This window comes from Xylanibacter rodentium (assembly GCF_013166575.1).
Lineage (GTDB): Bacteria > Bacteroidota > Bacteroidia > Bacteroidales > Bacteroidaceae > Prevotella > Prevotella rodentium.
This window is the reverse complement of the sequence record NZ_JABKKE010000004.1, coordinates 157,797-174,933: the sequence shown is the minus strand read 5'-3', so window position 1 is coordinate 174,933 and position 17,137 is coordinate 157,797. Positions and strand designations below refer to the sequence as shown.

Here is a 17,137-nt window from a genome sequence, read left to right as displayed (position 1 = left end):
AGTATCTGGAATTGTCAGGCCCCGGCATAAAGGCTATGGAGTGGCAGGAGTTTCAGGATATGATAGTGAAAATAGTGTCCGATTATCTCGGTACATCAGCCAACGCGAACACCTCTGTTTTTGCAGGCAGAGTGGTTACGGTGGGATTCGATGACGGCCAACTTGTGCGGGTGAAATAAAAAGAAAGTATGGCAAAACGAATAGTAACCAAAATCGGTGATGTGTACGTCCCAACTACTTGCGTGGCATTGTTATATCCTGTGCATTTGATATCCCCCTTTTTTTTTGGGGGGGGGGATTATAGGGGCTGTCCGCTATTTTCTTAATTTTTCGCACTTCTTTTTCCGTGAAATAGAAAAGCCGCGAGGCCCTCTCTGCTTTTTTGACACACATTTCGGGTACCAAAGTCTTGCCGTAAGGGCCTCCCGAGGTTCCCATTACGGCGTAGTTGTCTTCCCGCGGCGGCCTCGCGGGAAAGCCGGGAGGCCCTTACGGCAAGGTCGAGAGGGCCTCTCTGCTTTCTTTACACGGTCATATTGCGGCCTTATGAACGTAACCCACTGATTATCAGCTCATCCTATTTTCGCAAAAAAATCGCGTTTTTCGGGCTCTTGCCGGAAAAACGCGATTTTGTGACGAACGACGAAGTGTTTTGTAAAGAAAAATACGCTATGCATCCAGCATCCCCCTTTGGGGGATTATAGGGGGCTCTCCCCCACATTCCTCTCAGTATACTCCGTTGGAGACATGCCGAAATGTTTGCGGAAAACGGTAGAGAAATGTGCGAGATTACTGAATCCCACCGCATAGGCCACTTGCGTGACATTGACGCGCCGCTCTTTCAGCAGACGGGCAGCCTGCTCAAGACGGATGTTGCGCAGGAACTCACTGGCCGGAATACCCGTAAGCTCTTTCATCTTGCGGTGCAACTGTGCTCTGGATATACCCACTTCCTCTGCCAACATATCGACGTTGAAGTCGCTGTTGCCCATATTCTTGTTGATGACTTTCATTATCCGCTCCATCAGTGCCTCGTCGTTACCTTTCACAGTCACGTCCTGCACCTTGTCCTTCTGTTGTTGCATACCGGAGAACTTGCCTTTCAACAACAGGGCCTTTGCCATGAGGTTGTCTATCGTGCCGTGAAGTTCCTCTATGTCAAAGGGTTTGGTCATATATGCATCGGCACCCTTTTCAAGACCCTCCAAACGGTTGCCCACATCGTTCTTGGAGGTGAGCAGGATGACAGGAATATGGTTAAGATTGACATTGGTCTTGACAAGACGCAGAAGAGAGAATCCGTCCATCTCGGGCATCATGACATCGCTCACCACGACATCGTAAGGATTGGAAAGCAACTCCTTGATGGCATCGCGACCGTTACGACAAACGCCAAAACGATAGAAATGAGCCAGTTCGGAACATATGTACTGTCCTATTTCCTCGTCGTCGTCGACCACAAGCACACGCCATGTGCACTTCTGCGTCTGACTCTTCTCACCGGTCGGTTTCTTTGCCGGCCTTGCCGGTGCCCGCTCCATCTCTTCTGCCGACAGGTGAGCCGTTCCAAGCGGAACTTTCACAGTGAATACACTGCCTTGAGTGTCTTTCCTGTTTTCGGCCGTGATGATTCCATGATGCATGTCCACAACCATCTTGCAAAGATTCAACCCTATACCAGTGCCAGCCACACCTTCGCGGCGAGTGTTCTCCCCTTGGTAGAAACGGTCGAAAATGCGTTTTCCCCCGTCAGCACCAAGTCCGATACCATTGTCTATAACCTCTATGACAGCCCACTTTCCGTCACCATCGACTACATTTACTTCTATTTTCCCTCCATCCGGGGTGTACTTGAAAGCGTTGGAAAGCAGATTGGACACAACCTTGTCGAAGTTCACTGTGTCCACCCAAACCGGCAGACGTTCCATACGATGGTTGAAATGATAGGTTATGCCACGGTCTTTGGCCATGTATTCATACATTTTGAACACTCCGTTGACAAACCGCACCATATCCACTTCCCTGCACTTCAAATGCATCTGTTGCTTGTCGATCTTGCGCACATCGAGAATCTGGTTCACAAGCGTCAGGATACGCTGCACGTTACGTTCTATGGTTGTCAGTTCATGCGACACATCCTCTCCGAGCTCACGTTTCTGCAACTTATGCAACGGACTGAGAATCAGCGTCAGCGGCGAACGTATGTCATGAGTCGCATTGATAAGGAACTTCATCTTCTCTTCATCAAGCTGCTCGCGTCTACGACGGGCATAGGTCATAAATATATAACATGCCAACAATAAAACTGTAATGATGTATAACAGAATTGCAACAGTCGAACGATACCACGGCGGTAGCACGGTCACGGTAAGAGTAGTGACAGGTGAATATGATCCGTAGGAAAGCGCGCGCACATCAATGGTATAGTAACCCGGCTGGAGATGATTGAACGTGATGGTATTGTTTCCCTCACGATTGCGCGTCCACACGTTGCTGCCATTGAGACGGTATTCGATGACGATATTCTCGGGATTGCAGAAATTAAGTTGCGAGAAACACATAGAGAATGTGTTGTCCATATACGAGATGGTAAAATGACGTGAGAACATCACTTCTGTATCGGTGACCTGAGAACCGTTGGAAAGTGTCGTGGTGTTCACCGGAACACTGCCAAGCTGGAAAGCCGTAAGCTGCAAAGAATCTACATGAGCTGCCGTATTTCTTACATCCGCAGGCAGAAACGCAGTGATACCATTGTTTGTTGCGAAATAAATCATGTCCGAACCGGTGTGCAGTCCAACACAGTTGACATATTCTTTTTGTGCAAGTCCGTTGCCGCTCACATAACTGATAAACTGACGCTTGGATGCCTGCCACTGCCATATACCGAACGAGGTGGCACACCATATGTCGCCGCTGTTATCCTGAACGATATACGCCACCGACTTTCCTTCAAGCAACTCTCCTCCTTCAAACAATCCGGCTTTTTTCGTTTTCCGGTCATAGAGATAAAGGCCACAGTTGGTACCGATAAGTATATTGCCTTCGCGTGTCTCACAAAGCGACAGACACATCACACCATTGAGCAGTTTGTGCCATCCCTGTGAGTTGAAACCGTCAGTTCGCGGGTCGTATACCGAAACTCCCGATGATGTTGCAATCCATACGTATCCATGACTGTCCGGCATAAGGCTCATCACCCAGTTGTTGCCGATATAGCCTTTCTTGGAATCGCGTTTTGAGAAATTATAGTTCTTCCACTTTCCGGTGGATGCATGACGGATGCACAGTCCGTCGGCGAATGTGCTCACGTAAATATTGCCATATTTGTCTACGGTCATGTCGTTCATACGGTCACAGTCATACGTAAATACCGACTCCGCATTTCCCGTGAGAGGATTGTAACGATAGAGCACATTGTCCGTACCGAGCCAATAATCACGGTTACAGTCGCGATAAATGAACTCCACATCGGCCGGACACTTGGGATGAGCGACCACAGTGCCTTCGGCATCGAAACCAAACACTCCGTTGCCCTGCACCGTACACCATATTATGCCATCATCACCCTCACACACCGACGATACAGAAGTGCCGAAACGACGGTTCTGCATGGCAAAACTGAAGGATTCAAACTGAGGCTGCTGTGCCGGAATGACCACAAGGCCCTTCGACTGACAACCGACCCACAGGTTATGATGGTTGTCCTCGGCTATGCTTACGATCTTTGCCTTGTCCAGATCTATCTGCAACGATTGGAAAGTGACACGCTCCAACCGTTTGCCCCCGGGCTTGATGCGGAAAAGTCCATTACCACGAGTACCGATGTATATAGCGCCTTTACTGTCAATGAAACCTTTGTTCAACAACAACTCATGATTGCCAAATTCAGACATGTCGATGCCGGCATCCGTAAGCGCACCGTCCCTGTATGCCAATATACCGCGCTGACAGACAAGATATATCTCTCCGTCACGCTCTATGAAATCCATAACAATGCCTTTCGAGGAAACCAGCTTGCGCGGTGCAGAATCTTTTTTCAGATTCTTCACCGTCACCACCTTGCCAATGCCGCTCTTCCACAGATTGCCCTGGCTGTCTTCCATCATGCGTACCCAATAACCGTCTTCATCCGGTATCGTAAGACCGGTCACCGGCAGAAGTTTCTGCTCTTCATGATCGGCAACCATCAGTCCGTAACCGGCCGTACCCACAAGCAGACGTCCGTCGCGCAACTGCATTATACAGTTCACACGGGGCTGCTGGTCTGTGCCCGAAGGATAATGTATAAAACTGTCAGTAGCAGGATCATAGCGGTCAAGACCTTTCACCGTACCCACCCACAGACGGCCTTCGCTATCGTTGAACAGGGTGGTGGCCGAGTTGAAACAAAGAGATCCCTTGTTGTCAAGATTGTTGAAATAGGATGTAAAGAGATAGCCGTCGAACCTGTTCAGTCCAAACTCCGTTGCTATCCACATCTGTCCACGACTGTCCTGAAGGACATTCTGAATCATACTGCTCGTCAACTGGTCGGTTACAGACGTAAAAAAATACCCGGTCTTACCTGAAACTGAAACAGGAAGACCGAGTAAAGCCATAGATATTATATATAATATAATCCGTTTCATTAGGTAAACTTGCTATTCTTTGGCAAATTTACTATATTTTTTGATAATACGATACGTTCCGTCCTCCTTTTTTTCTATTCTAATTGTTAATCCTGTTCCTGAAGCCGTACGCTTTCTGCCATCAATGGCAAATTCGGACACAGATACAGTCGACGGCGAGCCATCGGAAACACCGTGGATTGCATCTGTCGAAGTCACTGTCAACGGTAGTTTCAACATCTTTGTCGTACCATTCTTGTCGGTCAGAGAAAAGCGCAACTCCGTCTTCCCCTCCTTCAGGGCACTGATGCTGTCACCGCTGATTCTGGCTATGTTAGTGTTCATAACGGCATTGCGGCATAACAAAGCCACATCCCAACGACTACCGTTGTTACATACGAAATCTACAGTCAGCTTGGCCTTCTCTCCAGGAGTCATGACGAGAGTCTCTACAGGCGAGGCCAGCTCTTTCAGTCCGTCCTGAATGATGGGCAGACGCGAGGCATAATCGGCATACCATTCGAAACAAGCCTTGGCACAAGCCTCACTGTCACCATTGAAAGCGGGAACCACCCTACCCTCTCTTATATATGTATCAATATCAATATAGCACGATGTACCCGAAAGGGTCATCGATATATTGCCGAAATAATCCTTCATAGCCTTGAATCCGCGCCCCCACAACGAGGTCGTTGCTGTGGCCCATGTTCCCATGTTGCCCGGCACCCAATCTCCATGTTCATTGTAGTGTCCCTTGCCTTCCACCTCCGGACTCCAGTCCACCTCGGTGATTACTATCGGTTTGTCCATCACCACAGGCACACTTTCCTTAAACTTCGCACATACATACTGATAATTAGGATTGTCGTCGCTACTGCTATACCATCCGGGATAGTCATGAACTGCATATCCGAAATTGTCAAGCGGGTCGATCACGGGCATATTGGCATATGACCTGTAATTGCTCTGCCATCCGCTTCCCGGTACCCAGATGATGCCCTTGAAACCGTTTTCACGAATCTTGTCCACCACCGGCTGAAAATAATCACGCAGGGTATTGTCGGTCACACTGCCGTCAGCATTGGCCACATTGACAGGCTCATTGGCCAACTCTATACTCAGATAGCCCGAATAGCTGTCCTTACGGACATTGGCATTCTTCGTAACGATATCCCACACCTTTACAAGATAGTCCTGATAGTAATCGCCTACCCTTAAGTTTTGCGGGCATACTCCGGGCGGACGCATGATGACATACAATCCCTTGTTGATGGCTGAGCGGGCTATCGGAAAATAAAGAGTGGACATAAGAGTGGTCAGACGCTGTTCGCTGAAACGCGATATATCGGCCTCTCCACTTTCCTTGCCGTCGCTCGGCAGATTGGGATCGTTGGTCCAGCAAGGGTCAAGGTGCAAGCGGAAAAGATTGCAATAGGCGCCCTGTCCATTGTCGGTGATGGCGGTGAACAGTTTGTTGAAATATTCACGGCATGCACCCACCGTTGATGTATTACAAACATTTCCCCACCGATAATTGTTAAAATAAGGACTGGGGGTATCCATCACTCCGTGCAATACATGCACTTGCCCCTCGTCGTCCACCAGTTGGTTGCCATCAACGTGTAACGGTCTCATACCTTCCGGTTGGGCAAAAGCCGTTACAGTCATGATTAAAGCCCAAATTACGATGTAAGTCTTTCTCATATTCTCTTTATTGTTTTTATTCTTCCGTCTTTTCCTGTCCTCCTTTCAATGGTAACACCTCGCGAATTCCCATTTACGGACCGGCCGCCAAGGTCATAACACTCCACAGAACGGACATCAAACGCATCATTATCACCTGTTACACCGGCTTCAACATCACGTATGCCCGTAATATCGGTGCGGATTAGTTTCACATCGGCTATTACTGCGTCTGCCCAAGGTGCATCGGCTGTATAAAAACCAATATTTACCGGCATATCGGATCCGAGGGAAAAAGCAAGCGACCTTACCGACGCTCCACTGAAAGCATTGACGGCTGAATTTCCGATATTGCATGAAGGTGTCACCGTCTCGGTAGCCACAATCTCACCGGTAGAGGCATTTGTCACACGTACCGTAACCGGCGACGCTGCCGCCATATTCCAGTTGCACACGGTATAGTCCAATGAATAATTGGCAGGAGTAAGCAGCAGGCGGACCGCCGATGTCTCATCGCCATATACAGCATGGCCTTCACCGGCCTGCCCGTTCTTGTTTCGGATATACAGACCGAGGTCAAAATCACGCGGAGTTCCAGTCATCTCAAGCACACGACATCCCGAAGCAAGATTGGTCTTCTTGCCAATCCTTCGCTCTTCACCGTCGAATGTCACCCAACCCGAGGGCACGCCACCAGCAAGAAAATCGGCGGAAAGATTGAGCTGTCCCACCTTAATCAACGACGAGAGCGAAGCTGTAGAATAGGCGGAACCTCCATCCACATCGGTAGCCACCACTTTCAGACTATGCTGTCCTTTGGAAAATTTCTTTGTCCATACCACTTCGTAAGGCGCTTCCGTAACCTCACCTATCAGTTTTCCGTCGCCATAGAATGCGACCTTGGCTATTGCACTGTTGTCGGACACAGCATTGGCCGCTATACGCAGACTATGCTCACCCACTGAAGTGCCCATGGTATATAGGGTTGTACCGGACACGGGAACGGAAAGACTCACCCGCGGCACCTTCATGTCAAGCGAGTAACGACTGCAGAAACGCCATATCTCATCGCCCGTCAATACACCGTTATCATTGGAAATCCAATGGCCCTTACCGGCCATTTCCATCAAGACCACCTCAGTACCATTGTCGCCCGAACCGTAAACATGACGTGTGATATGAGCCGCTCCACGATAGTTGTGCGTCACCTTTGGCGCAGCATTACAATGGTTACGGGCCACCCAACCGTCGATGAAACTCTGTACACGGCTGAAAGGAACAACATCATCGGCAGTGCCATGAGTATGAATGATAGGCACAGGGCGTGAACTTGTGAACTCCATGCCGCCCATCGGATAGCCGCTTATAGGAGCAAAAGCCGCTATATAGTCGGCAATCCGGTTCATGCAGTGATAAGTGAACATGCCACCCATGGAGAAACCTGAAAGATACACACGATTGCGGTCTATCTTATAGTCTGAAGCCATCTTGTCGATGATGGCCTTGACAAAATCGACATCGGTATTCCCGGAGATATCCCACGCCTTGTTTACGCCCTGCGGAAAAACCGTTACAAACTTGGCCGTGTCGGCCACGCTCTCAATCTTCAGCATACCGCTTTGGTATGCCGCATCTTGATTCATACCATGACAGGAAATGAGTAACGGACGATTTTCGCCCAAATCGGCGGGCACATATTTCAGATAAGTGCGTGTAGTACCACCCACTGAAATATCGTCGGCCAACAGACTGACAGGTACTGCCGCCAGCATCATGGCCAATAAGACTTCTTTTACTTGTAGTTTCATTTGAGGTTGATTAGTTTATTGGTTTTAAATTCTGTTTATTCATCAACAGTACAAAAGTAACATTTTTCCAATGAAACCACTTTATAATACGTCTAAGTTCGTTTTACATTTGTTTCATACATTGACAGTCCGGCATTTCCATTAATTGAGAATTTGAAAATCAAGAATCGACAACGGAGAGTATCTTTACTATCGTTTATAAAATAAGTTAACCGATCGAATTAAACTACATTATTGTACGGACAGAACGCGCCCCAACGGGGCAACAAGCACACAGCCCGGGGCAGAGCGCAGCGGCACCCCGGGTATCATGTTCAATTATCCAATCCGCCCTGAAAGGGCAAAAGCATTCATTATCAAATACTTACACTTTTATATCCCATATATTTTTATGCTTTTGCCCTTTCAGGGCGCGAAGATTGGCAATGTTTTAATCCCGGGGTGCCGCTGCGCTCTGCCCCGGGCTGTGTGCTTGTTGCCCCGTTGGGGCGCATCCATCCAAAGCGCATTCATCCTATATCCGGACGATAATGTAGTTTAATTTTGTTGACTAACTTAGAATACTATATTTACCCCATACCTGTCTACAATAAACAAAGCACAATTAATTCCAAATCAAATAAATAAAAAATGAAGCCCGCCAAGCCGCAACAGCAGCCAACGGACTTCACTCACCTACATACTTTTTAATCTTCACCTTCCTGCATATCCAATCCATATGTTTCGGGAATAACAGCATGTCTACACAACAGACTGTATCCTTCCGCATTAAACTGACTACATAATACTAACTAACAACTGTATATGAAATTTACTAACTCCATCAATCAATGCCCTACCTGACTAGCATCCTGAACATTCTGTCACCGTATTGCCGTCAAAACATCCGCCGAAAACGTCACCGCCTCCGGCGGACTTGCTTTAAAAAGTTCATCGGAACAACAATATCCGACTAACAGGTCTGGCTTATAATATTTTATCTAACAATTTTCTTTCCACGATGTACAAACACTCCGCCTTTCGGATTCTCCACCCTCTGTCCTTTCATGTTGTACCATCCTTCGTCATCACGTACCACTTGTTCTTCGGCCTCCACCGTTTCAATGGCATTGGTGCCGTTGTCAATGGTAAATATATAGGTGGAAAGACTCCGGCCCGGGAAACGGAACGTCAGCTCATCCGACGGCTCACTGATATCGAGTGTAGCCTCTGCCACAACCGCATCTTCCGTACTCTGTATACGCTTGCCGCCTTTTACCTTGTACGGCAGTTTCATCTTCAGATTATAGTCGCGCGGCAGGGTGTCTATAGCCAGCACTATGAGCGAGTCGCCCTTGATATACGAAGAGAATTCCACCGGTGCATTGGTGCGTTCTGCCGCAGACGACGAATAGCCGAGTCGTGTAGCACCCGGAAGATGCTTTGCAAAGTGCGACATGATAAGTCCGCGTCTGAGCAGTTTTCCCTTTTCGTTACCCGGCTGCAATGTCTGTTCTCCCGAACCAATGAACGACCAATGGGCTATCATATACCAATAAATATAGGCTGAGGCATTGGCCAGCATCGACTCGTTGAGTTCTTCGGCAAACAGCAGTTCCTCATGCCATGTAGGCAGATCGATAACCCTTTCATCACCAGGCCTCTCGCCACGCGGATCGAAACTGTGCTCTGTCATCCATGTCTCCTTGCCCATACTCAAGCCCTTGGTAGCCACGGTCTTCATATTTTTCAAAGGAGGATTGCCGTAAATATGGCCGCCAAGTATCTCGATGTGCTTGGCTGTCTCGGGGTCGTCGAGCAGGGCATCGGTGAATCTCGTATCAAAGCACAGGCTCTCGCCTCCTATAATTTTCACACCAAATTTGCTCTTGTTGAGGCGTTTGGCATACTTAAGCACCAACTCATGCAGTTCCGCAGGTTCATAAAGACAACCGCTATACGATACCCACCAGTCGGGTTCGTTCTGCAAAGCCACGGCATCTACATTCACCCCGTTGTTGGACATATATGTAAGGAACGTGTTGAGCCAAGGAAAAAAGTCCTTATAGTTCTCCGTCTTAAGTTTGCCACGCTCACCGCTTGTAGTTCCGTCCTCATTGGTCACCTGCCCACCGCTCGCGCTATTGTTCGTCTTGTATATGGCAGGTGGCGACCATGGGGTGCCGAACACGATGGCCCCGAGTTCCTTGGCGCGCTTTGTCACAGGCAGATATCCGTGCCAATCGTAGGGAGTGTCCCACCACTGCTCTTTCACATCGCCCACCATATTGGGAGATATTTCCATTCGCAAGATGTTGAGTCCCACTTTCGAGTCCGGGCCGTAAAGCTTGTCAATGACAGAAGGATCCTGTATAGGCTCCATGAGGCCAAAACAGGCTGCCGCGCCAAATCCTGTGACACGTTGGTATCGGGTTGTGTTGACTGTGAGCTGGAGAGTGGTCAGCGTAGGATCAGTCTCCGGACGCACAACTGTTTCCTGCGCCTGTGTATGAACGGCGGCAAACAGCATAGCTACCAATATCAGTCTTTTCTTTATTCTTTTCATTCTTGCTTATAGATGTTTATTGAATGTACTACAGTTTGCTTACGGTTATAAATATAACGCAAATTTATGGCAAGACCGCCAAGCCCGTTTGAGCGACATACCGGAATGCGGCTTGTTTTCGGCAAAGGTAAATTGTTTGTTTCATAATGGATTTTCCGTTTGTCGCAAGTTGTTTTCTTTTTGTAGCAGCAGGCGTTTTGAAAAACAATAGCAACGGACAGCATGGTATATCCCGGCTTCCTATATGACAATCGCATTCATGCAGTATAACGGCATTATTAAGAAATTAAGGATTGGCAACAAACAAACTTGCCAATTTGGAAAACTTGGACAATGCCCTTTCCGTTTATCACGTTAAAACAAACTTGGAGACCTATTTCCATTCCAATTCTGCCTGAATATGACAACTTAACCACCACGCCAACAAGCGAACTGTCAATTGATTTATCATTAAAATATGCTTAATCTTCATCACTCGCTTCTATCAGTTTTTCATCTTCCAATATAGCCTTCAAGCGATAATAACGTTCAAGTTTGCGTTGCAAATCCACAACATCATCATCTTCATCCGCCACTGCAGCCATACGTTCTTTAATAGTAGAGAAGCTTTCCTGATGTACAGGAGGTATCATCTTGTCAATATCGGCAAACTCCACTTGTATTTCATCACCAACTGCAAGATGTCCCCCTGTCCATGACAAATTTACACAATCCGGCATCTTCAAACCTCCAACACTCCAATATGCCCCGTTATACCGTGCGAAATTAATCATTACGTCAACAACACCATCGGGAATAGCTATTTCAAAAAAATCCTTTTTCCCCGCAATATTACTTTTAACAACAATTCCTTTCATAACAAGTGCTTGTCTTTGAGTTCTTGTTTCAGACGTTCAAACTCCTGCTTCATTTGGTCACGATTCCGCTCCGTGGCTGTTTGGGGATATGAAACATTGGATTTAGTGACATTGACAACCCTCACAAAAACATTATCTCCGGCCCGTACTTTATCGTCAAACCAAGTATAATAGAATGAGTCATCTGCCCCTGCCACTAAAATATAATCCGGATTCTTTACTCCAACACCATAGCTCAAACTTATAAAAGCAAGATTCTCTGCCGCGACAACCAACGGTTCACGGTCATTTATATGTATTTCAAATGCTAACATAGACAAGTTAAATTGGACGAGGACATCCCCATATTTTCTGCGCCTGACAATATCAGTTTCATATTCGTATAGTCTGATATTTCCCGCAATTTTTAAATGCCGTATCACAAATCTTCCCCACTCCATCCGGCAGGCTGACTACACGCAAATTATTGCAGTCGCCGAATGTATAAGGTCGTATTATCTGCAACGGACAAAGCATCTGCACCACGGCAAGGTTGCGGCATCTGCAGAATGCTCCCTCACCGATTGATGTGACCGATTGTGGAATTATGAGTTGGTAAATACCGTCGCAACCGGAAAAGGCATAAGGTTCTATTGTGAGCAAACCTTCAGGCAAACGTAACACCTCATCCGAAACTCTGCCTGAAAAAGCATTCTCTGATATCTCGACAACGCCTTCAGGAATAATCGTGTTGCGACATCCAAGTACAACGTTTTTGCCATCTTTGGTAAGAATGGCATTTGAACCTGAAGGAGACGAGTAATACGGATTGGCCGGACTTACAGAAACGGATTCTATTTCATTACAACCCATAAAAGCACTTGAAGATATACGGACAACAGACTTCGGCAGACTGACATTATGGATTTTCTGTCTGCCAAAACACTCGTTGCCAAGTCCGGCAATACCATCTACAACTATAGTACCCGGACAGGCAGCAATGAGCAACGAGTCGGCTTTTCTGACAATGCCATTACAACCGGAACGCGAATCGAACACGGTATTGGCTGCATCCACTGCAACGTAAGTCAGCCTATCGCACCCACCAAAAAGACTACTTTCATGTATTGTCGTGACATTCTCCGGTATAAACAACGCCTCTAAAGCTCTACAGCCCACAAATGCTTCATAACCTATCCCATGGAGAGACCGTGGCAATGATATACGGCACAGCGAACTGCATCCAAGAAACGCACAATCCCCTATCGTCTCTACTCCTTCGGGTATTACAAGCTCCTTTATACCACTGCAATACGAAAAAGCATAATCACCGATTGACCTTACCGTATTCGGTATTCTTGTTGCGGAACAAGCCGTTAATAGTTTGTCCTCCTCTGAATCTATAATGGCATTTGAGTTTTCACGCGAATCCAAATATTTGTTACGCGGGTCTACAATTATCTCCGTCAGACTGTGACAACCTGAAAAAACTCCATATCCAACCTCCGTCAATGTCGAAGGAATACGAACAGACCGTAAATTGACACAACAGTTAAAAGCTTTATCATTTATAACCTCCACTCCTTCGTCTATCACGACAGAGCACAAACTGGCAAGACCGGCAAATGCGTTTTCGCCTATGCTTTCCACTTTAAAAGTCTTGCCATCATAAACTATTATCGACGGTATATGAAACACTGTGTCTACTGACATAGACACTCGGTTTTTGTATTCCAATATCATCACAGCATTGGAACTGGGCAACACTTTGCACTCAAAACCATTCTCGGTAAATGTAATACGACCGAAAACCAAAGTGCCCGTTATCAGCCAAATTGCAGCCAACAACACTATTCTTTTTAAAATAGTTGGTTTAACTGTAAACATTATTTTATAGTAATTAATAGTTTATATTTCTTATGTATTGAAATTCGCCGACAAAAGTAGTTCATTTATATCTAATACACTTTGTCATCTGTTTCAAATTGTTTTATTTCCGTATACAATCAACATTGGAGTACATTCTTACGGAAACTTGCTCCTAAAAAGGTAAATTAAGACATAAGCATATATACGTGTTTCATCTCTTTTCAAAGGCAGGGCTATTTCTTGATACGCCATAATCCTTTTTCATAACCGATGACAGCCAAACGGTATTGGAACAAGAAAGGTTCGAGCACTGCAATCGGCCGAATCCAATCCCAGATATATACAGAAACTATTGCATTATTATCGTCCAAACAGCAGCCACAATAAACGTTTCATCCTTAACAAGGCATGGAGCAATAAAAAGATAAAGATTATTCTTAAAAAAACACATTTCCTTTTTCCCGAAATAGAAAAACCGGGAGGCTCTCTCTGCTTTCTTGACACGCATTTCGGACATCGGATTTTTGCCGTAAGGGCCTCCCGGCATCGCTGTTACGGCGTAGTTGGCTCTCCGCGACGGCCTCGTTGGAAAGCCGGGAGGCCGCCACGGCAAGGTCGGGAGGGCCTCTCTGCTTTTATTACACGGTGTCATTGAATGCAAAATCGCATAACACACTGATTATCAACGCTTCCTATTTTGACGCAAATTTGCCGTTTTTCGGCCCGTCGGTGGCAAAAAACATTTTTGCAACGGACGACGAAGTAAATTGTTATATTTTTTCAGACAATCCGTTTGGGCTAAAACATCAAATGGCACACAGAAAATACAGAAGATTTTTTGTGATACGCTTTGCCGTCTCACCTAAAGATACTATATTTGCACTTTACAGCCACACATTTTGACAACACCAGACGGTCATGACCGTTTCCGACCTCTTTCCATCACAAATGAAATCTGTCAGAACCGTGGGCTGCATTAATTCGGTATAAACGAAATTTATTCAATATATGTGCGACAACAAATACATACGTTTCGACTGGGCCGCCAAGCGCATGCTACGCGACAAGGCTAATTTTGGCGTGCTCGAAGGACTTGTAACCGTTCTTCTCAACGAACAGATACATATCACCGAAATACTCGAGAGCGAAGGCAATCAGGAGTATATGTACGACAAGTTCAACCGTGTAGACATCAAGGCTACCAACAGCAAAGGCGAGATAATCATTGTCGAGATACAGCTCACGCGAGAGTTGTATTACCTTGAGCGAATACTCTACGGTGTGGCCAAGGCCATAACGGAACATATCTCACTCGGTGAGAAGTATGACAAAGTGAAGAAAGTCTATTCCATCAACATACTTTATTTCGATCTCGGACAAGGCTCCGACTATCTCTATCACGGTCGTACTACATTCCGTGGTGTACATACTGACGACACACTCGTAGTCAACGCTAAAGAGCGCGATACCATCCGAATGAAGGCACCCGAAGACATTTTCCCGGAATATTTCATTATCCGTGTGAACGAGTTCAACAAAGTGGCCACCACACCGCTCGAAGAGTGGCTCGACTATCTGAAAAACGGACACATCAAGGATGGCACTACTGCTCCCGGTCTCGGAGAAGCCAGCAAACGTCTGCAATATATATCTATGAACAAACAGGACCGCCTTGCATATGACAGGCACATCGACGCGATAATGGTGCAGAACGATGTTATCGACACAGCAAAACTGGAAGGATTTGCAGAAGGACGAGCAGAAGGACGAGCAGAGGGACGAGCAGAGGGACTTGAAGAAGGCATGGAGAAAGGTATGGAAAAAGCCATTACGGAAACGGCGAAACGCATGAAGCAGCATGGCATGAACCCGGATTTAATAGTCATGATGACAGGACTCTCAAAGCAAGACGTGGAGTCATTATAACAAATAAAGTTCATCCTTTCAAAACGTAAACAAACCGAAAGAGCCGCGAGACATATATAAAATCGTCTCGCGGCTCTTTTAGCATTTGATGCACTATGACATAATGTGATGTGGTAAAAAGCACATCACAATTGCAGTGTTACTTCAACGGCAGATACCAATTGCTGCGGTTTTTGAGCAGTTCACGCAGGGCATTGTCCTCCGTTCCATTACGCAAGGCCACGCGATCTGCAAGATAAGAATTATCCTCACGACGCAGAGCAACACGCATAAGATCATAGAAACGGTTGCCTTCGTAAGCACCCTCGAGCGCCATCTCCTCTATTATCATATCCTCTACAAGCGGAATCTGATAATCGACAGTATCCTGACGGGTGGCCAAAGCTGTAGCAGGCTGCGGCATGATGTACGAGATAGTGTCGCAATCGACAAATCCGCAACCACGTTCGTGTATACCGATACTGTTGCTCGTGGTAAATACGACGGGATCCCATACGAGGAAGCGTGCTGCTGCCGCACGCTCGGTCTCGTCGATACGGTCGTTGATATTCTTGTCACACAGACCGTACTTCAGGATAGCCATGGCGGTCTGAGTGTATCCGAGCCGGTTGAGGGCCTCGGCAAAACGCAGATAGACCATACCCACACGATAGAGAATGAACGCATCGTTCGTCATCTTCCTGATATTCTGCGTTGTGGTGGAATAAGGCGAATACTCGTCTCTATTGATACCTTCAGTGTATACGATGTTGAATGTATAACGCAGATCGCCCTGCGTGTAAGCCATATTGAGGATTTGGTCTACATCCGGACCGCTAAGGGTGTCCCTATTGTTGTTGTTGTCGATATATACCTGTGTATAGCGCTGTTTGCGGAACAACTCCCTCATACCCTTGGACGGAGACAACTCCACATAATAGTTGTTGCGTGTGGCATCGGAGTTGTACAGATAGTATACTTGACTGGTGTTTCCGTAGTAAGGCTGGCTCTCCAACGGAATCCATGATATTACCTCTGAGTTGGATTTAGTGAACAAGAGGTTATAGCTGTTATTATAATAAGGTCTACTCTCCGGACTGAAATCCTTTATATTGCCCCAATATATCTGATATGTTCCAACGGTTTTCGGAGCCTCACGCAGAGTAAGGTAATCATAGTAATACCGGGCAGCTTCCTCATACCGATTAGCCCACAGACACAGGTCACCAAGCATTACACGGATGGGGATGAAGTATTTGGGATCGACATTTCCACCGAGCACAGGCACACGCTCGTCAACATAGGGCTTCAAATCGTCGATAAGTGAATTACAGATACTGTGGATATCTGAAAACGGCTTCTGCAACTCAGCCTGCGCCTGACTTTCAGTATACACGGGAGCTGTCACGAACGGCAATTTGCCGTAAAGCTGCACAGCCTGCAGATATGCCCATGCACGGTATACCTTCACTGCCACATATTCGCGCTTGAACACCTTCACGCCTTTCAGTGTGAGCATTGTGTCAGCCTTGGCCAGATAGTTGTTGCAGTTATTGATTACGGCATAATAGTCGCTCACCTGATTATATCGGTTGCCGATGCCGGCCGTGAAGTCGGACAAGGCTTTGAGGTCGGTCGACGTCTTTCCGGTGGTGGCTATGAGATCGGAGTGCACATCGCCTATCAGTGCGTTGCGCTCGGCGATGACCTGTATCCTGTTAATGATGCCGAGCACGCTGTATACAGTATCGGAAACGGAGTTGAGGTGATTGTTCTCTTCAAACTCGACAATCTCCGAATCCGTGTCGAGCATGTCGCCGCACGACGCTGTGAGCAGCACGGCAGTCACGGCAAAAAGAATATTGCGATATTTCATATTTC

The 17,137-nt window shown here is 46.8% G+C and carries 9 protein-coding genes; 1 reads left to right on the top strand and 8 read right to left on the bottom strand.

All coding sequences use genetic code 11. The features are described 5' to 3' along the window. Positions 1–698: 698 nt before the first annotated feature. The 7 genes from HPS55_RS04000 to HPS55_RS03970 all read right to left on the bottom strand — a co-directional run bounded on the left by HPS55_RS04000 (position 699) and on the right by HPS55_RS03970 (position 13,195). Positions 699–4,517, bottom strand: coding sequence for a hybrid sensor histidine kinase/response regulator transcription factor (locus tag HPS55_RS04000; protein ID WP_172176336.1), 3,819 nt, complete (start codon positions 4,515–4,517; stop codon positions 699–701). A gap of 126 nt (positions 4,518–4,643) precedes the next feature. Then, complete coding sequence (locus HPS55_RS03995; RefSeq protein ID WP_172176338.1) at positions 4,644–6,314, bottom strand: cellulase family glycosylhydrolase; 1,671 nt, start codon at positions 6,312–6,314, stop codon at positions 4,644–4,646. After that, on the bottom strand, positions 6,311–8,101 hold the full coding sequence (locus tag HPS55_RS03990; RefSeq protein ID WP_172176340.1) for an Ig-like domain-containing protein: 1,791 nt from the start codon (positions 8,099–8,101) through the stop codon (positions 6,311–6,313). The genes HPS55_RS03995 and HPS55_RS03990 overlap by 4 nt, the downstream gene beginning before the upstream one ends. Before the next feature lie 976 nt (positions 8,102–9,077). Beyond that, on the bottom strand, positions 9,078–10,646 hold the full coding sequence (locus tag HPS55_RS03985; protein ID WP_172176342.1) for a glycoside hydrolase: 1,569 nt from the start codon (positions 10,644–10,646) through the stop codon (positions 9,078–9,080). 461 nt (positions 10,647–11,107) lie between these two features. Next, positions 11,108–11,503: a hypothetical protein gene (locus HPS55_RS03980; RefSeq protein ID WP_172176344.1), complete on the bottom strand. Its 396-nt coding sequence runs from the start codon at positions 11,501–11,503 to the stop codon at positions 11,108–11,110. Continuing rightward, the gene (locus HPS55_RS03975) at positions 11,500–11,817 is read right to left on the bottom strand and encodes a hypothetical protein (RefSeq protein ID WP_172176346.1); all 318 of its coding nucleotides are present in this window, start codon (positions 11,815–11,817) and stop codon (positions 11,500–11,502) included. The genes HPS55_RS03980 and HPS55_RS03975 overlap by 4 nt, the downstream gene beginning before the upstream one ends. A 58-nt stretch (positions 11,818–11,875) precedes the next feature. Next, on the bottom strand, positions 11,876–13,195 hold the full coding sequence (locus HPS55_RS03970; protein WP_172176348.1) for a leucine-rich repeat domain-containing protein: 1,320 nt from the start codon (positions 13,193–13,195) through the stop codon (positions 11,876–11,878). 1,164 nt (positions 13,196–14,359) lie between these two features. On the opposite strand from HPS55_RS03970, the gene HPS55_RS03965 reads away from it, so the two are divergent. Then, positions 14,360–15,277: an Rpn family recombination-promoting nuclease/putative transposase gene (locus tag HPS55_RS03965; protein ID WP_172176350.1), complete on the top strand. Its 918-nt coding sequence runs from the start codon at positions 14,360–14,362 to the stop codon at positions 15,275–15,277. 139 nt (positions 15,278–15,416) lie between these two features. Here the strand turns inward: HPS55_RS03965 and HPS55_RS03960 are convergent, their stop codons facing one another. Then, complete coding sequence (locus HPS55_RS03960) at positions 15,417–17,132, bottom strand: RagB/SusD family nutrient uptake outer membrane protein (protein ID WP_172176352.1); 1,716 nt, start codon at positions 17,130–17,132, stop codon at positions 15,417–15,419. Positions 17,133–17,137 lie beyond the last annotated feature (5 nt).